This window comes from Rhodococcus sp. MEB041 (assembly GCF_030208955.1).
Lineage (GTDB): Bacteria > Actinomycetota > Actinomycetes > Mycobacteriales > Mycobacteriaceae > Rhodococcoides.
Genome location: NZ_JARVSZ010000012.1, coordinates 23,596 through 40,915, shown reverse-complemented (window position 1 = coordinate 40,915; position 17,320 = coordinate 23,596). Strand labels below are relative to the sequence as shown.

Genomic DNA, 17,320 nt, shown 5'->3' with positions numbered 1-17,320 from the left:
GCGGAGGATAGGGGATTTGAACCCGAGTGCGGGCGCTGGTCCTTGTGATATTCCGGGGTTGAGCTGGTCATATACCGCTGACTGTTGCCGAGTATTGATGGGTATCGGTGGGTGGGTGTGGGCAGAATGTGGGCACGCCGGGCGTAGTGGCTCGCGCCCAACCGTTACGCCTGCTGAGCAGCCCACTGACGTGCTACACATCGAGGCATGAAACGGACAGTCATGACGGTCATTGCGGTGTCGGCCATGCTCGTTGGGTGTGGTGGCAGCGACGAGCCGGAGGTGTTCACGATCGCTGGCACGTTCTCGATCGACGAGTCGTCGGTGACCACATCGCAGACGAAGTGCGAGGGGCGCCGAGGGTACGACGACATACAAGAGGGCGCCGCCGTGACCGTGAAGAACCAGGACGGCACGACCGTCGGGACGGGCCGTCTCGGCGAAGGGAAGCGGGCCTCATCGACGAGCAGAGTGTGCGCGTTCCCGTTCACAGTCGAGAGTGTCCCGGCCGGCAATAAGTTCTACGAGGTCGAGGTGTCTCGCCGAGGCGGGCTGACCTACTCGGAGGAAGAGGCGCGGCAGCCGTTGACGCTGACACTTGGCTGATAAATGAATGAATTAGTGGGTTCGGTGAGAAACACGAAGCCTGGTTACCTATAGACGATACCCTATTGGGTGCAATACCGCAAGCCCAGAAGGGGAACTCCCCATCCCCTCAGGCTGCCAGGTGGAGGAGGTCGGGGGCGCCCTCCCGGTGGGCTGCCTCGTTCAGCCACTCCCAGACCGTCCCGGCGTCCGGGAGGCTGACCGGAGCGCCCTCCTGAGCCTCTCCCATCTCGATACTGTCCTGGTGGCTGGTGGTGATCCGGCTCGCGGTGGCTGCCAGGCTGTAGTCGTGGTAGTCGTAGCCGGCCTCGGTGATCGTCTCGATCAGGTGGCTGATGATCTCTGCTCTGTTCATATCTAAAGTGTAGCACCCAGTTGGGTGCAATGCAAGCCATAATCTATATTTTTTTTCTGCCCTACCGCTTGCACGTTTGCACCCTATCGGGTATCGTCTATAGGTAACCGGACCCGAACTTCTCACAGGAGCCCACGTGATCACCTACCTCTCGATCAGCGACATAGCCGACCGCACCGGCTACAACATCAACACGGTGAAGGGGTACGCCCGGCGCGGACAGTTGCCCGAGCCGGACGCGCAGATCGGGCTCGAGGGCCGCGTGTGGAACGGGTGGCTGCCCGAGACCATCGACCAGTGGGCGCCCAGCACGCGGGCGACCGCCGAGGCCTGAACGCACGAAAGCGCCCCCACCCGCGGAGGGTGGGGGCGTTCGTGTCGGTGGGTCGATCTATCGTCTGCGCGGTGCGGGGCTGATTGGCGTCACGGTTCCCCGGAGGCGCGGGAAGCTCTCAGCCCCGCACGTCTAGCTCAGGTTCGATTACGCACGTCGACAGTCGCGTAGACCGGAATCTCGATGCGGAGTTCCTGACCGTTGATGAGCACCCACACGGCGGTCTCGACTTCGCTGCTGACGAGGCCGTGCTGAACGGTCGTGATCGGAGCGGTGAAGCTCGCACCCTGCAGTCCCTCGACATGCAGGAGCTTCCCTATGTGCTCGTGGCCGAGTTCTTTCGCGTTGATGTTTGCCATGGTGACGACGGTAGCGAATCCGTGCATTCCTCGCGTTATGCGCGGCTGCTCGACACGCGCCGAGACTGCTCGGTACGGCAAGATGTCGGGATGACCGACGCGACTCTGTTGTTCATCGTTGTGTGCATCACCCTTGCCGCCATGGTGGCGATCTCACTCCACGAGCACCTGACGTCGCTGAACCGCTGTCATCTCTGCAATACCCCGCTTGGCGAGACCGCACAGCACGGCTTCTGCTCACCCGAGTGCCACGACGAGCACATCGAATCGAACCTCTACTGACCTTCTCGACACGCGCCGAGACCGACCGGTACGGCAAGATGCACTTCCATGAACCCACGCGGTAGCGCGCCGCTCACTCGCCGCGCAGGAATCCTGCTGGTCCTGATCCTCACCTGCGTACCGGTTCTTCGACTCGAACCGGCGGATGCGCGGTACCGCCTGGCCGTGCTCGCCGTCGTCGCCGTCACCACGCTCGCAGTGTTTCTGAAGGACGGGGGCCTTGCGCTGCAGCCGCGCATCCTCCCCCTCGGGGTCTCGCTGGTCGCCGTCGGAACCGCGGCGAATCTCCGCGCCAACGACGCCTATCAGTGGTTGGCGTTCGGAGCACTGGTCGGTATCGCGGGGGCCGGGTTCGTCGTCGGGTCGTCGATGGCGCGCCACGACGTCGTCCGTCCGGTGTTCCGGTGGCTGATTGCCATTGTCACCGCGCAGGCGGCCTACGCGGTGTACGAAGCTCGCGAGGGTATCGACCCTCTGTGGCGCGGCGCGACCGTCGACTCGGCCACCGGCAGATCGACACCGCTGCGCTCCGAGTTGATCGAGGGGTACTTCCGCGCCCAGGCCACCTACGGGCACCCTCTGGTGCTGGCGTCGGCGTGCCTGATGGCGGTCGTTCTCGTCGTCACCACCGACGCCGTCTTGAAGAACTCGCACCGGTTCCTTCTGGTGGGAGTGCTCAGCGCCGGGATCGTCGCCTCGGGAAGTCGGAATGCCGTCATCATCCTGGCCGGGGTCCTGCTGTTCGTGTGGGGCGCCCGCAACTGGCGGGTCACGGCCGCACGAGCGCTGTTCTTCGGAACACCGCTGGCCTTCATCGCCGTGATCCTGCTGTGGGACCGCATCCAGGAGTTCATCGGGACCGGGTCGTTCTACCACCGGGCGGGCGCCTTCGACGTCGTCACGAAACTGTTCGAGCGACGCGACCTCGTGCCCCTCATGGTCGGTGACGGCAGCGCCTCGACCCCGCGACTACAGCGGCAGGGGGTCTTGCAGTCCGCGACCTTCGTCGCCATCGACAATCAATTCATCCTGCTGTTCATCCAGTACGGACTGCTCGGGCTCGGCCTGGTCGCCGCGCTTATCCTCCTCGGGTTCCGATCCAAGGACCGAGGGCTCCGTCTGGTGATGGCGGTGTGGCTGGTGCAGTTCTTCGTCTTCGACGTGCTGGCGTGGCCGAGTGCCGCGATGCTGCTCTGGCTGGCGGTCGGCATCGGCGCGTACACCGCGCCGACCGCCGTGCCCGAGTCAGTAGAAGACCGGCCCGTCGAGCGCCCCTATGCGCAGCGACGACGCTGACACTGTCCCCACCGCACCACCGGTGATTTTCGCGAGCTGGTCGACGAAGATGTCGGCATTCGCTCCCGTCGCGAGCTGACTGATCGGCATCCACGGCGTCTGCGCGATGGACGTCGACGCGCCCGTGAAGGTGAGCGTCCCGAAGTTCCGAGACGACCCACCCTGCTTGACCTCGCGGACCATCACCACCAATGCGCGACCGGAACCGGCGGTGTCGATGCGAGCGCGCATCGACACCTGGGCGAACAGCCGCCTGCCGCGCGCATCCCGTGCTGTCACGAATGCCGGCGCGGACGTCGAGATGAGCGCGTCGGCGGTCTGCGTCGACGGAACCGAAAGGTTCTCCGGGAGCGACACCGTGCCGATGATCTCCAACGCCGGCAGCCGAACCTTGCGCTGGGCCAGTTCGCTGACCAGGTCGAGGTCGACGGACAGGACCGCAGCGAACTGCGTGTTCCAGTTGTTGATGTCGTTGTACTCGGGACCGACCGCCGTCACCTCACCGTTCGCCGCGGTGACGATCGTGCGGTAGATGTTCTTCTCCCGCAGGGCCCGTTCGTCGATGGACAGCTCGGCATCACGGCCGTCGAGCAGAGCGATCGGGAAGTCGACCGGTACCGACTCGGTGACGTCGATCATCCGGAACGTGCCGATGGTCGAGCCCCAGCGCGGCGACGAGTACGCGATGAGCGCGCGCCCGTTGTCCGAGCAGATCATCACCGGACGCGTGGGGATCTCGTTGTAGCCCATCCCATTGCCGAGGTTCGTGACCTGGTCGTTGACCCACGCCGCGCCGTTCCACCAGAGGTGGTGGACGTTGCGGTCCGGTGTCGTACCGTCCGCGAGGGTGAGTGCCATGTGCGGGCGGCCCTGGGTGTCGACGTCGAGTCCGAACTGGTTGATGATGCCCGAGTTCGTGGCCGCCGTGGCCAGGGCGCGGGCGCTGCTGTTGGCGTGCAGCAGGGGCAGTGCGACCGCTGTGCCGTTGACCGACTTCCACGTCGCGCCCTTGTCGTCCGAGCGGATGAAGTGGACGTCGGCGTTGGTGTTGTGGTCGCCGCCGTTCGGCCGCCAGGTGATGCCGATGTTCAGCCGGCCGAAACGGTCGACGACGAACCGGGTCTCGTACGGGTTCTCGCTCGTGGTCTTGCCGTCCGCGATCTTCCCGAGCTGAGTCCACGCCCCGCCGACGTTCTTCCGGTTCAGGTACAGGTCGCCCATTCCGGACGCGCCGTCGCGGTAGAGCAGGAACAGGGTGCCGTCCGGGTGCATCGCGAAGCGCGGGTAGGTGACCTGCGTTTCGACGCTGCCGGTGACGCCGGGTGCCGTCCACGCGGTGATGTCGCGGGGGTTGGTCGAGCGGACGTAGCGCATGACGTCGCCGTGCATGTTCGCCGCGACGTGGATGTAGCCCTGCGCGTCGACGAAGATCGACACCGTGTTGTGGGAGTCGGTGTCGACCGGCAGCACCAGTGGGTTCCCGGAGATCGTGCCGAGGTCGAACGTCGACCACGACCCGAGCGGGAGGGTTCGCTTGTGGATGATCAGAGCGCCGGTCGTGGAGTAGATCGCGAAGTACAGGTCGTTACCGTCCGATGCGACGGGCTGGCCGTACGAGGTGGCGTTGTACCGGGTCTGCCCGGACACCAGTGTCGGCGGGACGTCGAGGCGCACCGCGTGCGCCTTTTTGCCGAGCGTGAACTTCGCAGCAGCGTCGGCCGCCGCTTCGTCGATCGCGAGAATGTCCATCAGACTGCCGCCGTTCCCCAGGACGCGACCCGGCCGGCGGCGTCGCGTGCGTACGTGGTCTTGAGCCCGTTCTTCGTCTCGGACTCGATGCGCCCCTGCGCGTCACGGGTGTAGGTCACCGTGACGCCGTTCTCGACGGCCGAGGTGATGCGACCCGCGCCGTCACGGGTGAGCACGGCGTCCTTCACCTGCGGGGCATATGTCTGGTCAGCGACCGCTTTCGTCAGATCGCCGCCACCCTCGATCGGGTTCTCCTGCAGGTACAGCTCGACGGCCGTCTGCAGCAGCTCGACGGGCGAGTCGGGCGGGATCAGCAGCGCCGCGGTGATGAGCGACCGCAGCGTAACGGGCCCGCTCGCCGGGACGGTGATGCGAAGATCGCCAGCCAGCGAGCCGGCGAAGCGCACCTTGGCGGGGCCGGGGGTCAGGTCGGCGGTGATGTTGCCCTGCGCGTCTGGGCGAGCCTCGAACTGCTTCGACTCGACGATGCCTGTGGCAGTCGTGCGGAGGTCGGTCGAGAACCACACGGACGAGCCCGATGGCACCTGCGCGATGTTCTTGATGTTGTCGGATATGACCGTCACTTCGTAGCTCCTGTCCTGAGGCGGCGACGTCCTGGGAGTGCAGCGGCCACACGCTGGCTGAGGTAGGCCGCGAGGTTCTGGGTCGAGCCGCCGACGATCAGCGAGTCGATGATCTGGTTGACGAACGTCAGGGCGGGCACGTAGCCCTGGCCGAGGACGATGTTGTCGATGGAGCCGGACCGGGCGAGATATTTCGGCCATGTCGCTGGATTCTGGAACTCCTCGATGGGCTGGTCCGGTACGACAGTGATCGACCCGTCCTGCTCGAGCACCCAGATATCGGTCGGTCCGTCGTGCGCGAGGATCTCCTGCAGCTGCGCGACGGTGAGGTGGTAGTCAGACACCCTGCACCTCGTAGCCCAGCTCGGCGAGAGCCTGCGAGTGCTCGATGGGCGGATACCAGGTTCGGTGCGCCATGAGGCCGAAGCCGTTCGGGTCGGCGACGCTCGCGCCCGTCTCGGTGGCCGGGATGACCGAGGTGCCCGTGGGCACCTTCGTGATCGCGATGTGGTCATGGCCGTTGAACGGCTCGGACAGTGCGTAGAGGTTCGTGCCTGGTGCCCACCAGGACATGGATTCCTGGACGAGTGCAGCGGTAGCCATGCGTGCTCCTTAGTTGAAGTAGACGCGGACCCACGCGGCGCCGGGCGCCCCGTTGCCGCCGTTGCCGATCGTCCCCGCGAGGTTGTAGTTCGCTCCCGCGCCGCCGCCGCCGCCCGGGTATCCGCCACTGCCGCCGTTGCCGGACGCGCCGCCGACGAAGGCGCCGCCGCCGCCGCCCGATCCGGGCCCGACGAGATCGGCACCGGGAGAGACGCCGTTCTGGCCGTCCTTGCTGTTGCTCGAGCCTGGCGCACCACCCGCGGAGAACGGTCCGTTGCCGCCCGCCTGGCCGGGTGTGGTCGCATTCAGCGCGCCGTTGCCGCCGGAACCGTCGTAGTACAGCTCGGTCCCGTAGCCCGGCTGCGGTCCCGACGCCAGGCATCGCCCGCCGCCCGCGGTCAGCAGGTCGCCGAACTTCGTGTCGCCGCCCGGGTAGCCGAGTTGCCCGTCAGAGGTGCCGCCACCGGACCCGGCGCCGACAGTCACCGTGAGCGACGCGGGCACCTCGGACGCGAGGAACTCGTACCACTTCGTCCAGCCGCCGCAGCCGCCACCGGGCTGCGCCTGGCGCGTATAGCGCGACCCACCTGCGCCGCCGCCGACGAGCGTCACGACGATGCGAGTGGCACCCGCGGGTTTCGTGAACGTGCCGGTGGTGCCGAACGTGTACTGCTGCACGCCGCCGGCCAGCTCGTCGATCCGGTTGTCGAGGCGCGGCACCTCGACCTCGCGCACCTGCTGGACGTCGTTCTTGATACCGAGAAAGCCGCCTACGAGATCGAGGAACCCGCCCCCGCCCCCTCCGCCTCCACCGAACACCGCGCCGAAGAACTGCGAGATGAAGCCGAGGATCCCATTCAGGAAGCCGCCGAACATGTTCGAGATCATGTTCGCCCAGTAGTTACCCTCGAAGCTGTTCTTCACGCCACCGGTCTGCTCGGCCTTCCACTGCGCCTGCGTCTTCTGCGAGTGCGCCGAGAGCCCCGTGCCGCTGGGGTTCGTGATCGAGCCGGGCGGATACCCGCCGGATGGGAGTGTCACATTCCCTCCGATGCTCGACCGGGCTCGAGGCGCTGACGCAATGCCTTCACCTCGTCGGTCAGGTTGTCGAGCTGACGCTGCACCTCGGCGAGCTGGCGGGACAGTGCACGCGCCTCGTCGGAGTACTGCTGCTTCTCGGCGCGCTCTTCCTGCAGCTCCTCCTCGAGGAACTTGATCCGCTCCTCGGCCGAGCGCAGCCGGACGTCGTCGAGCTGACCCTGCGCGATCAGTTGCTTGCGCTTGCGTTCGGCGGCGCGCTCCTGGCGCGCGGAGATCCACTCGCCGACCGGGCCGAGCGCCTCGCGGACCTTCTTCACCACGAACACGAGCGCCGTGGCGATCGCGACCAGGAGGAGGAGATACAGGTAGATCGGGTGGTTCTGCACCCGCTCCGGCACATCACTCAAGGGGGGCATCGGCACTTCCTCTCTCTGCCAGCGACTGCACCCAGGCAGACCCGCACAACGCGGCCGCGACGACGCCCCCAGCCATCACGGAAATCGGTGTTCTGTAGCCATCGAGTTCGTCCTTCGACAGCACTGCGACCATCTGCCCCACGCCGATGGCGACGAGAGAAAGAGCGATCACGAAGTAGCCAGCGGCCACCGCCTTGCGCACCGTCGTCGCCCACCCGCCGACGGCGAGCACGGTCCCGATGATGAGCGCCCATCCCCACACAGGAAGCGGTGCTGCCTTCTCGACGTCACCGAGGATGGCCGAGCCAGTCTCAGTACCGATCGCGTAGTCCAGCCCGCGGAAGAACGCGCCGAACAGGACCGTCACCTGGATGACTGCGGACGCCACGAGGCCGACGTCGATCGACCTCTTGTGGATCATGCGGACTTCGGCTCCGCTGCCAGCCACGCGAGTGCGCCGGAACGCTGCAGCAGATCGTTCACGCCGGGGATCGCGAGCACGCGGGTCACGACGCCGGTCACGGCCAGCGCGCCGGCAGACGCACCAGCGGCACCGGGGATTCCGGCACTGTCAGCCGCGGCAACGATGGCGGGGAGCAGAGGCCCCACGCCGACGAGAAAGGCGAACAGCGTCCGAATGGTGGCTCGCCAGGGGTACTTCGACTGGGTGGAGTCTTCGGGCTTCGCGTGTCGTGCCATGAGAGTTCTCCTTCTCGATCAGTGGGTGGAGTCGGGGACGGAGACGTCGGGTTCGCCTGCGGACTGCAGGACAGTGACGCCGTCGGGCGACCAGAAGATCTGGCCGTGCTCGAAGGTCTGCAGGATCGAGCCGTCGGGCTGCGGCTGCTCGTCGGACGTGGGCCAGCCGAGCGGGCTTGTCTCGAAGCCGGAGCGGAACCAGCGGGCGCCGATTGCGCCGTGGACCCAGTGGCCCGGTTCGCCGCGCTTGCGGTACAGCGCGCCGTTCTCGAACGCCTGCACATCGCCCTCGGGCAGCACCGAGTGATAGTTCACCGGGTAGCCCAGCGTGTGTTCGTAGTTCAGCTCGGCGAACTTCTCGAACAGCGATGCCGGGATCGGGCGCGCGCCCGTGGTGGGCGTCCAGTAGATCGAGCCGTTCGCGAAGTGCGCGAGACGGCCGCGACCGTCGCCGGGGTCGATCTCGCCGACGGTGAGGCGCTCGCCGAGCCACGGCGCCGCGATGGCCATGAGGTCGATCTCGTTCGCGACGGGAGGTGCGACCACGACGGGCACTCCTGCGCCCGTGGCGTACTTCTGGACGGCGGCCGCGTAGACGTCCCACGGGAAGTTCGGGCCGCAGTCGGTGTGCGATCCGATGCCGATGCCCTTCGTGATGCCGAAGTGGTCGGTGCCGCCCGCCTTGCCGGCGCGGATCTCGTCGTGCCCGATGACGAGCGGGACGAGCGGGTCGTACTTCGCGGCGTCCTGGACGAACAGCTTCGCCGCGTAGTCGATCTCGGCGCCGTACCGATCGAGCCACACCTGCCGCGACTGGGCGGCCTTCGACCCGGCGAAGACGAGGTTGATGCAGTACGGGTTCGCATCGAGCACGGACCACGAGGCGCGGTCGGTGTTCACGGCGGCGACGCATATGCCGCCAGCGAGCACGTAGTGGTACGAGACGTTGTTGCGCTTCATCCACTCGTGGAGCTGCCAGGCACCCTGGTTGCCCTCCTCGGTGTGGAGCACGAACAGGCGCACCTTGGCGCCGAACCGAGAGCTGCTGTTGCCCTCGTTCGATCGGTCGAACTCTTCCACGGCGTGGCCTTCCTGGGCGGGTGCTGCGGGCTGCGGATCGTCGGCACTGACGAGGGCGTAAAGCGCGGTGGCGTGACCCATGCGCTCGTCGTAGCGAGTGGGGAACGAGGACCGCTGGACCGCCTGGGCGTAGCTGCCCGGGGAGCGGGAGGCGTTGTTGTAGTCCAGCTTCGCGAGTGCCTGGAAGAACATGCGCGCCGACGCAGTGGGGTCCATCCGTTCGGCCGCCGTGCCCCACCATGGCGGCTGCTGCTGAAACAGGCCGGACGACTTCGAGTCCGAGCCGATCCGCTCGTGCGGGTACTTCAGCGTCTCCGGGTCGGCGCGGTTGGCGTACATGACCAGGTCGCACTCGACGAGTGCCGTCGCAAGGCCGATGGTCAGACCGCGGACACTGATGCCCAGCCGACGCCCCTCCGCCACGATGGCGCGCGCGTAGCCCAGCTGCTTCTCGGTGTAGCTCATCGCTTCGCTCCCAGGCCCATGTGCTCCACGATGCGTTCGGCCACGACGCGATCGATGACGGAATCGACGGTGAGGTTCTCGATGCCGAACTCGGCCAGCACCATCACCAGGCGGTCGACGTTGACCTTGAGGCGCGTCGCCAGCTCGGCGACGGGCATGTTGATGGACTCCTGACCCGACGGGAAGCCCAGCTTCGACAGCGTGTGCTCGCGCAGTTCGGCGCGCTGCGACTCGGGGATCTGCGCCGCGGTGACGTCGGCGAGCGTGGTCGGCGCGGGGTCGGGCTCGGATGGATCGACCCACTCGCCCGCGGCCGTCGTCTTGTTCAGCATCGAGTCGGTCGACGGCCGGTACTTGATCTGCGGCACGGCGGCCAATCGGGCACCGCCGAGCACCTGATGGAAGCTCACCAGCTCCCAGTACTCGATCGGGAAGACGAGCGGTGCGCCGACGACGCCGGGCAGACCCACGTACTGCCAGAGGAACGTCTGGCGCGGGTTCTCGAGGTCGCAGTTGTCGCGAGTCGGGATGCCGAGCGACTGGTCGAACGGTTCCCACTCCTCGGGTGTGCCGAGGTCGACGCCTGCGAATGGATCTCTGAACTTCATGTGCAGCAGCCCTTTCGGATCAGAATGCGCCGACCTGCTGGAAGGCCGACACGAATGCCTCGATGCGCTCCCATGCGCGCTGCACGGGATCCTCGAGGGCGCGGTTGTCACCGAATGTGGGCTTCCACTCGACCGGGGACTCGTCATCCCACGCGAGCGTCAGCTTCGACATGCGGTTCATGTAGATACGGCCGGTCGGGTCGTTGCGGATCGTCGTCCCGCCCCGGTCGCCGAGGAAGATGTGGCCCTCGCCCTGGTCGCCGATGAGGAACGGTGACGCGTCGCCGACGTTGATCTCGACCGACTCGTACGAGCGCGTGGCCCAGAAGCCCGCGCGAAGCACCATCAGCGATGCGAGCGTGTACGCCTTGCCCGAGCCGTCCTGGAAGAACTCGAAGAACCGAACAAAGCCCGAGTTCTGCGCTCGCGCCAGGCTTTTGATCGAGATCCACGCCAGAATCGTGTCCTCGTAGAACGGCCGCAGGAGGGTGTCGACCGTGCCGCCGATGGACCCGATTTGCGCGAGGTTCCCGAGAATGTCGCCGATTGCCTGGATGCCGGCCGAGATCGCCTCGTTGACGCCCGGCATCGAGTGACCGCCCGTGAGGATCTGAATCCCCTTGGACGGCACCTGCTTGAACGCGTAGGTCTCGATGCCGGTCTCTTCGGCGTCGCGCCACACGCAGTAGGGCAGCCTCTTGCTGGTGCGCTTGTTCCCGGGCACGTAGTACTCGGCCGGGATCGCGGTGTCCGTCGCGAGCTGCAGCGTCGTGTCGATGAAGTCGGACGCGAACTGCTCGAAGGTACGGATCAGACCGTCGAACAGGGTGCCGCCGTGCGCGGTTCCGCTGTACGTGCCGGACTTGTCCTCGAAGCTGATGACCAGGGCGCCGTGACGGATATTCGCACCAGGCCACGGCGGCGGATCGCCCGCGAGGTAGCGACGGGTGACAAGCGAGATCTCGCCGTCCTCCATCATGGACTTCGCCATCTCGTGGAAGTTCTTCCAGCGCGAGATCGCCATGCCCCACACAGAGCCCATCTGCAGGCCCTCGGTGAAACTCATGGGCTTGACGACGACGGACCAAGTCGACTGGTCGAGGTTGAACCAGTTGCTCAGCTTCGTCGGGTCGTCAGGGATCGCCCACAGTGAAGACTGCTCGCGGAGCACCTGCAGGAACAGGCTGACGTTGAGCACCCAGGGCGATGGGCCAGGAAGCATGAAGACACGAGGTGCCTGAAATGCTGCTGGCAGGAACGGATTTGACCAGACGTGGTACCACTTGGTCTGCTCCGCGTCGGACGTGAAGGTCGCGACGACCACCTGGTCCCCGTTGTCGCGCAGTTCGAGCGTGACGTCGGACATCATGCCGCCGAGGCGTGCGCCCGTGTAGTCCGCGGTGATGACGACGTTGCGCTTCTCGCCGCGCTGCATGCGGCCCCAGGTGTCGACGAGCCACTGGCCGACCGGGTGGTCGTACGGGTGCTCGATCTGCATCGGGCCCGTGTCGCCGTCGATGACCTCGAAGCTGGCCGAGTACTCCATCTGCACGAGGTGCTGCAGCTTCATGTCGCCGTCCCACAGACGGACGGTCGGCGGCACCTCGCGGAGGTTGGTCTCGCGCTCCTTCTGCGCCTCGGTGGCGGCCCAGATCGCCTCGCACTGCTCCTCGAGGCTCAGCCCGAAGTCGATGGTGGCGCTCATGCCGCCAGCTCCATGCCCTGGCATCGCGTCCACAGCTGCGGCATGACGAGCTTGACCATGGCGCCGCCCGCGGGTGCGTTCGTCACGGAGACGGGCAGCTGAGTGCGCGGGGTGTACGGCGGGATGACGTACTGGAAGTAGCGGCCGGGCACCGGCATCTGGCCGAGCAGGTTCGTGTCATGGGCGTCGCGGACCATGAGCTGCTTCGGGTCCAGGTCGACGGTGAAGCCGCCCTGCGTCGTGCCGATCGGCGGCATGATGATCTTGCGCGCCGAGTCGTCGCGGCCACGGAGCTTGTCGGTGCCGGGAACACGGTGGCCCTTGCGGCCGGTCCACGAGAAGTCGGGCAGTACCCAGTTCCCGCGTGTGCCAATCCACTTGATCGCCATCGGCACGTCAGTTCGGTTCTCGACCTCGACGAAGCCCGACCCGGATGAGCCGGTCGTCGACCAGGTGCTCGTCTTCGGCTCCTCGTACCAGAACGGTTGGCCGGCACGGAGCGGGATGATCGGATTCGAGTAGCCCTGGACGTTCGGGTCGACGTCTGGATTGAAGTCGGGCTGCTCCCACAGCTGCACGTCGAGCATGCGGAGACCGGACTGCTCGCTGATGTAGTCGATGCGCGCTAGCGTCGAGTCGGGATCCCAGTCGTCCTCGCGGTAGTCGAAGCACTGACGGAACGCCGACTCGATCGCTCCCCACTTCGCCGACGTGCGGTCGTCGGAGATGTGGAAGCCGAGCGAGACGTCACGCACGAGACGCTTGCGGCGCTTCATCGCCCCGCCCGACTGATGCGCCGAGGAGACCCAGGTCGTCAAGGTGGGCGCGTCGTAGATGCCCTTGACCTGACCCTCGCCGAGATAGACGCCGCGCGAGCCCTGCCCGATGCCGTGGACGTGCCACGTACCGGAGCCGTCGCAGCCCTGGATCTCGATCTTCGCCGACTCGAACAGCGGTGAGGAGTACATCAGAACGGCCTGTTCGAGCTGCGCATGTGCTGGCGAGTCTGCAGCTGCGTGATCCGACGAATGATCTCGTCGGCGTTCGCGCCCTCGATCTTCGCGATGTTCAGCGAGTTGTCCACGCCCCCTGCGGGTGCGGGGTCAGCAGTGAGAAGTCCGGTCACGTTCGCCAAGGCCTCGTTCGCTCCCGTCTGGTTGTCGATGATGTTGATGCCCGGCCGGACGATGCCGCCGGAGTCGAAGACGGGCACCTTGCCGCCCTCTCGGCGGCGCATCCACTCGTCGTGCTCGGGCGTGCCCTTGGGCGGCTCGGGGTCGAACTCCTCGATGCGAATGTCCTTGCGGGCAAACGTGGGGTAGTCCGTGGTGAGCCAGCGAGACTGGCCGAGCCCGAACGGGATCTGCTCGGTGAGCGCGTCGAATGCCACGCCCGCCAGGTCGGAGCCGAGCTGCTGCACGCGGCCCTTGATCGAGAACGTCTCGGGCGTCGGTCCGGTCGACGATGCCGCGACGCTCGTGCTGTCGGCCGCGGGCGATGCCGGGTCGGCCGCCGACTCGGGGGTGCTGACGGGTGACGTCGTGGTGCGGGCATTCGCAGCGTCGATGAGCGCCTGGGCCTCATCGGCCTTCGCCTGATAGTTCGACCCGTCCGAGAATGCGGAACGCTGGACGGCCTGGGCCATCTGCGCCTCGGTCATCTTGTCGCGGTCGGCCACCTTGCCGAGGGCGTCGTAGTACTTCCCGGTCGCGTAGTCGATATCGCGGACCTGCTCGACAGTGCCCCAGCCCTGCGACGGGCGCTGCTGCAGGTATCCCTGGCTGTCGCGGTCGCCGTAGTCGAGGTTCTGCAGGTCCGACTCGGCGAGGCCGGCCATCACTGCCGACTTGATCTCACGATCGGTGAATCCGCGCGCGCGGCCGGTCGAGAGGATCGTGTCGACGATGCGGTCGCGCTCGGAGAGCTGGGTGCCGGCGGCGTTCTGCGCAGCGGCCGAATCGGGATCGGTGGGCGCGTTCAGCATCGCCCAGTGGAAGTGGTTCGTGTGGTTGCCGGCGCCCGCGTAGAAGCCGCGGTCGACGATCGAGCCGTCCTTGATCTGACGGTCGAAGCCGGGATCGTCGTAGATCAGCTCCGCGCTGTCCGGGAAGTTGTCGGCGACGAAGTTGGCGCCTGCCAACTGCTCGGCCGTGTTCCCCGACCCGTTGGAGAAGTCCGCAGCCTGGCCGGTGCCGTGGTAGCTGCCGGGCTCGTCGCGGTAACCGGACGTCAGCTGCAGCGCAGGGAAGCGCTTGGCGATGATGCCGCGCATAGCCTCGACCACACCGCCGTCGGCGAACTTCTCGAGCCGCATACCGAACCGCTGGGCGATCTCGGACAGGATCGTGACCGATCGCGCGCGCTTGGCCGGCGCGAGCGGGATGTAGCCCTCGCCGCCAGTCTCGGGCTCACCCCACACGCGCCACGAACCAGCCGGGGCGATCTGTGCGACGTGGTCCTCGCGAGTGCCACCGTTCGCGTAGAAGTCGAAGACCGCACCGTTCGCTGCGAACTCGCCGCGGTTGACACGTCGTCCGGTCGCCGCAGTCGCCGCGTCGATCTGCTCCGACACCTCGCGGGGATTGAGCACCTGCAGCGAGACCGGAACCGTCTTCGGCTTGATGATCTCGTTGATGGCATCCTGCGCGATCGCTGTGTTCGCGGTGATCTCGACCTTGCCGTCGGGCAGCGTCGTCACCGTGAAGCCCAGCGCCTCGAGACGGGCCTTCGCATCGGCGTCCAGCGTCTCGACGGTGATCGCCTTGTCGTTCGGGACCAGGTCGACCTTGCTCTTGAGAATGTCGAGCGCGAGCTGCTTCTCCGCCATGTTCGGCTGATCGATCAGCGTCGACACGACCGAGGGGATGCCGATGTACTTGTCTGCAAGCTTCTGCGCCGCGTCGCCCGTGATGCCGAGCTGACCGACCTGCTCGATGAACTTCTGCCGTGACTGCTCCACGACGGCCGTGGCGGCCTGCTGAGCGCCCGACAGGTCACCGTTCGCGATCGCCGCGTCCCGAGCTGCGCGCGCGGCATCGAGGGTGGCGTCTCGCTGCGCAACCGTGACGTCGAGGAAGCGGCGGCCGGCCTCGGTGGCGACGTCGATCGTGTTCGTATCGAGGTTCACCGATGGGGCGGCCTCGCCCTCCTTCGGCTTCACGGCCTCGCCGGTCGTCTGGAACGCGTCCTGCAGCTGCGAGTTGGCCTGCTCGAGGTCGAGCGGGTTGCCGTTCAGCGCGTCGAGAGCCTGCTTGAGGGCGTTCGTCCGGTCCTCAGCACTCGATGCGGAGTCGGAGAGCACGTCGATCTGCTCGGCGAAGGCGGACGCGGACTCACCGCCCTGATCCATCGCGAGCGCGGTGTCGCGCTGGATCGCCTCGGCCTCGGTCAGCTGGTCGTTCGTCGTGCCGATCGACGTACCGAGATCGAGAGCACCCTGGCCCGCCTGATCGAGCTGCTTGCGGAACTCGTCGAGCGTGGGGAAGCCCTCGTCGCCGGTGACTGTGAGTCGACTGATCGCCGAGTAGTAGGCGTCGATATCCGCCTGGTTGCCGCGCAGCGCACCAGCGATCTGCTGCGAGGACAGGCCGAGCGTCTTGCCGTAGCCCTGGTACGCGTTCGACGCTTCGACCGACTTGCGCACGTTGTCGTCGAGCACGCCGTTCACGCGCTCGAGTGCGCCCTCCTGGTTCAGGTGCGCCGCGACGATATCCCCGGCCTTGATGCCGTAGTTGCGCGCCGACTCGGTCATGCCGTTGTCGGCGAGGATCTTGGCCTGGGCCGCGATCGTCGCGTCGGTGACCGCGCCCGTCTGAGCGTCGAGCGTGTCTGAGATCGCCTTGATGGCAGCCTCATTCGCCTCGGCCGCCGCCTTGGCCTCCTGGTTCTTCTTCACCCAGAAGAACAGCGCCGCGCCGGCCGCGAGCACCGCGATACCGAACGGGCCTCCGAGAGCGGAGACGATGCCACCGCCAGCGATCTGCAGCGCCTTGCCTGCAGCGGCAGCCGCGCCCGCCGTCGTGGCGAAGCGAGTGGCGCCCGCCGAGGCCGTCGTGAAGGCGGTGCCTATGCGGCCGACGTTTCCGCCCTGCTGGCTCAGCACGAACATGGCCGCCGAGAGTCGCCCGACGCTGGCCTGAGTGCGACCGGCCGCGGTCTGTGCGTACGCGGTGGCGGTGGCGAACGCACCGACTCGTGCCGCTGCTCCTGTCAGGGCCGCGCTGGTCTGCGCGAGCAGAGGAGGGATGAACTTCCACGCGACGAACGCGCCCGCGACGGCGAGCACCTCGTCCGAGTGCTCGGCAAGGCCGTTGAAGGCCGCGGCCGTGGCGGTGCCGACGGCAGCGAGCGGAGGCAGCACCTGGGCGGTGACGGCCTCTCCGAAGGTGCCGAGGGCGTGTTTGGCCAGCTCGATCTTGCCCTCGGTGGTGTTCGCGTATGCCTCGGCCGAGCCGCCGAACTGTGACTCGAGCTCGCCGAGCACGATCTTCTGCGCCGACAGAATGTCATTGACCTCGACGAAGCCCTCGATCTGCTTCTTCTGGTCTGCAGAGAACGTGATGCCGACGCGGGCCAGCGCGGAGATGCCCTTGATGGGATCGTTCAGCGCCTTGCCCAGCTGCAGCGAGGCGGCCTTCATGTCGGTGCCGGTGGCCCTCGACAGATCGGTCATGACGCCGACGGTCTGATCGAAGATGTCGTTGCCGGCGCCGACCTCGTTGCGAATGTTCTTGAAGGTCAGCAGGAAGTTGGCGCCCTGCTGGATCGTCTCGGCCTCGGTGGCCGTCAGGTTCTCGAGCTCGCCCGCGAGATCCTCGACGTGGCCAGCCGAGACCTTCGCTGCGTTGCCCGTAGAGGCGATGACAGTCTCGGTCTGGGTATTGATGCGCTCGATGCGCTGCAGCGACTTGATCGACTCGTTGACGAAGCCGACGATCGCCGCGCCCGCCACGAGGCCGGACGCGGCGCCGATCAGCTTGCCCGCGGAGCCCGAGAACGCGTTGCCGTAGCGCTGACCCTGCTCGCGGCCACTGCGCTCGATACCCGGTCCGACCTGACGGTTGAACTCGGGCACGAGACGAGAGGTCTCGGGGAGGATCGACACGTACGCGACTGCGAGCTCTGACGCCACGCGAACC

At 66.9% G+C, this 17,320-nt stretch carries 19 protein-coding genes; 4 read left to right on the top strand and 15 right to left on the bottom strand.

The window, feature by feature from the left end:
* Positions 1-207: 207 nt before the first annotated feature.
* On the top strand, positions 208-606 hold the full coding sequence (locus QRN16_RS21730) for a hypothetical protein (RefSeq protein WP_285189986.1): 399 nt from the start codon (positions 208-210) through the stop codon (positions 604-606).
* 109 nt (positions 607-715) lie between these two features.
* Here the strand turns inward: QRN16_RS21730 and QRN16_RS21725 are convergent, their stop codons facing one another.
* Positions 716-961, bottom strand: coding sequence for a hypothetical protein (locus tag QRN16_RS21725; protein WP_285189984.1), 246 nt, complete (start codon positions 959-961; stop codon positions 716-718).
* Positions 962-1,097: 136 nt separating this feature from the next.
* On the opposite strand from QRN16_RS21725, the gene QRN16_RS21720 reads away from it, so the two are divergent.
* Positions 1,098-1,295: a MerR family transcriptional regulator gene (locus QRN16_RS21720; protein WP_285189982.1), complete on the top strand. Its 198-nt coding sequence runs from the start codon at positions 1,098-1,100 to the stop codon at positions 1,293-1,295.
* 137 nt (positions 1,296-1,432) lie between these two features.
* On the opposite strand, the gene QRN16_RS21715 is transcribed toward QRN16_RS21720, so the two are convergent.
* Entirely contained in the window at positions 1,433-1,654 is a 222-nt protein-coding gene (locus tag QRN16_RS21715; protein WP_285189979.1) for a hypothetical protein, read from the bottom strand.
* A gap of 90 nt (positions 1,655-1,744) precedes the next feature.
* On the opposite strand from QRN16_RS21715, the gene QRN16_RS21710 reads away from it, so the two are divergent.
* Both QRN16_RS21710 and QRN16_RS21705 read left to right on the top strand, forming a co-directional pair.
* Complete coding sequence (locus QRN16_RS21710; RefSeq protein WP_285189977.1) at positions 1,745-1,936, top strand: hypothetical protein; 192 nt, start codon at positions 1,745-1,747, stop codon at positions 1,934-1,936.
* Positions 1,937-1,984: 48 nt separating this feature from the next.
* Positions 1,985-3,232: an O-antigen ligase family protein gene (locus tag QRN16_RS21705; RefSeq protein WP_285189975.1), complete on the top strand. Its 1,248-nt coding sequence runs from the start codon at positions 1,985-1,987 to the stop codon at positions 3,230-3,232.
* Here the strand turns inward: QRN16_RS21705 and QRN16_RS21700 are convergent.
* The 13 genes from QRN16_RS21700 to QRN16_RS21640 are packed head-to-tail and all read right to left on the bottom strand — an operon-like array spanning position 3,182 to position 17,313.
* Positions 3,182-4,981, bottom strand: coding sequence for a BNR repeat-containing protein (locus QRN16_RS21700; protein WP_285189974.1), 1,800 nt, complete (start codon positions 4,979-4,981; stop codon positions 3,182-3,184). The two genes, QRN16_RS21705 and QRN16_RS21700, sit on opposite strands and share 51 nt — an antisense overlap.
* Positions 4,981-5,565: a hypothetical protein gene (locus tag QRN16_RS21695; RefSeq protein ID WP_285189971.1), complete on the bottom strand. Its 585-nt coding sequence runs from the start codon at positions 5,563-5,565 to the stop codon at positions 4,981-4,983. Before QRN16_RS21695 ends, QRN16_RS21700 begins: the two co-directional genes overlap by 1 nt.
* Complete coding sequence (locus QRN16_RS21690) at positions 5,562-5,909, bottom strand: hypothetical protein (protein WP_285189969.1); 348 nt, start codon at positions 5,907-5,909, stop codon at positions 5,562-5,564. Before QRN16_RS21690 ends, QRN16_RS21695 begins: the two co-directional genes overlap by 4 nt.
* Positions 5,902-6,168, bottom strand: coding sequence for a hypothetical protein (locus tag QRN16_RS21685; protein ID WP_285189966.1), 267 nt, complete (start codon positions 6,166-6,168; stop codon positions 5,902-5,904). The genes QRN16_RS21690 and QRN16_RS21685 overlap by 8 nt, the downstream gene beginning before the upstream one ends.
* 9 nt (positions 6,169-6,177) lie before the next feature.
* Positions 6,178-7,209, bottom strand: coding sequence for a glycine-rich domain-containing protein (locus QRN16_RS21680; RefSeq protein WP_285189964.1), 1,032 nt, complete (start codon positions 7,207-7,209; stop codon positions 6,178-6,180).
* Complete coding sequence (locus QRN16_RS21675) at positions 7,206-7,625, bottom strand: hypothetical protein (protein ID WP_285189962.1); 420 nt, start codon at positions 7,623-7,625, stop codon at positions 7,206-7,208. Before QRN16_RS21675 ends, QRN16_RS21680 begins: the two co-directional genes overlap by 4 nt.
* The gene (locus tag QRN16_RS21670; protein WP_285189959.1) at positions 7,609-8,046 is read right to left on the bottom strand and encodes a hypothetical protein; all 438 of its coding nucleotides are present in this window, start codon (positions 8,044-8,046) and stop codon (positions 7,609-7,611) included. The genes QRN16_RS21675 and QRN16_RS21670 overlap by 17 nt, the downstream gene beginning before the upstream one ends.
* Complete coding sequence (locus QRN16_RS21665; RefSeq protein WP_285189957.1) at positions 8,043-8,324, bottom strand: hypothetical protein; 282 nt, start codon at positions 8,322-8,324, stop codon at positions 8,043-8,045. Before QRN16_RS21665 ends, QRN16_RS21670 begins: the two co-directional genes overlap by 4 nt.
* Before the next feature lie 18 nt (positions 8,325-8,342).
* Positions 8,343-9,869, bottom strand: coding sequence for a hypothetical protein (locus QRN16_RS21660; RefSeq protein ID WP_285189956.1), 1,527 nt, complete (start codon positions 9,867-9,869; stop codon positions 8,343-8,345).
* A complete protein-coding gene (locus tag QRN16_RS21655) occupies positions 9,866-10,477 on the bottom strand; it encodes a translation initiation factor IF-2 N-terminal domain-containing protein (RefSeq protein ID WP_285189955.1) in 612 nt (203 codons plus the stop codon). Before QRN16_RS21655 ends, QRN16_RS21660 begins: the two co-directional genes overlap by 4 nt.
* 19 nt (positions 10,478-10,496) lie before the next feature.
* Complete coding sequence (locus QRN16_RS21650; RefSeq protein WP_285189953.1) at positions 10,497-12,182, bottom strand: Gp37-like protein; 1,686 nt, start codon at positions 12,180-12,182, stop codon at positions 10,497-10,499.
* On the bottom strand, positions 12,179-13,150 hold the full coding sequence (locus QRN16_RS21645) for a hypothetical protein (protein WP_285189951.1): 972 nt from the start codon (positions 13,148-13,150) through the stop codon (positions 12,179-12,181). Before QRN16_RS21645 ends, QRN16_RS21650 begins: the two co-directional genes overlap by 4 nt.
* The gene (locus tag QRN16_RS21640) at positions 13,150-17,313 is read right to left on the bottom strand and encodes a hypothetical protein (protein WP_285189949.1); all 4,164 of its coding nucleotides are present in this window, start codon (positions 17,311-17,313) and stop codon (positions 13,150-13,152) included. The genes QRN16_RS21645 and QRN16_RS21640 overlap by 1 nt, the downstream gene beginning before the upstream one ends.
* Positions 17,314-17,320 lie beyond the last annotated feature (7 nt).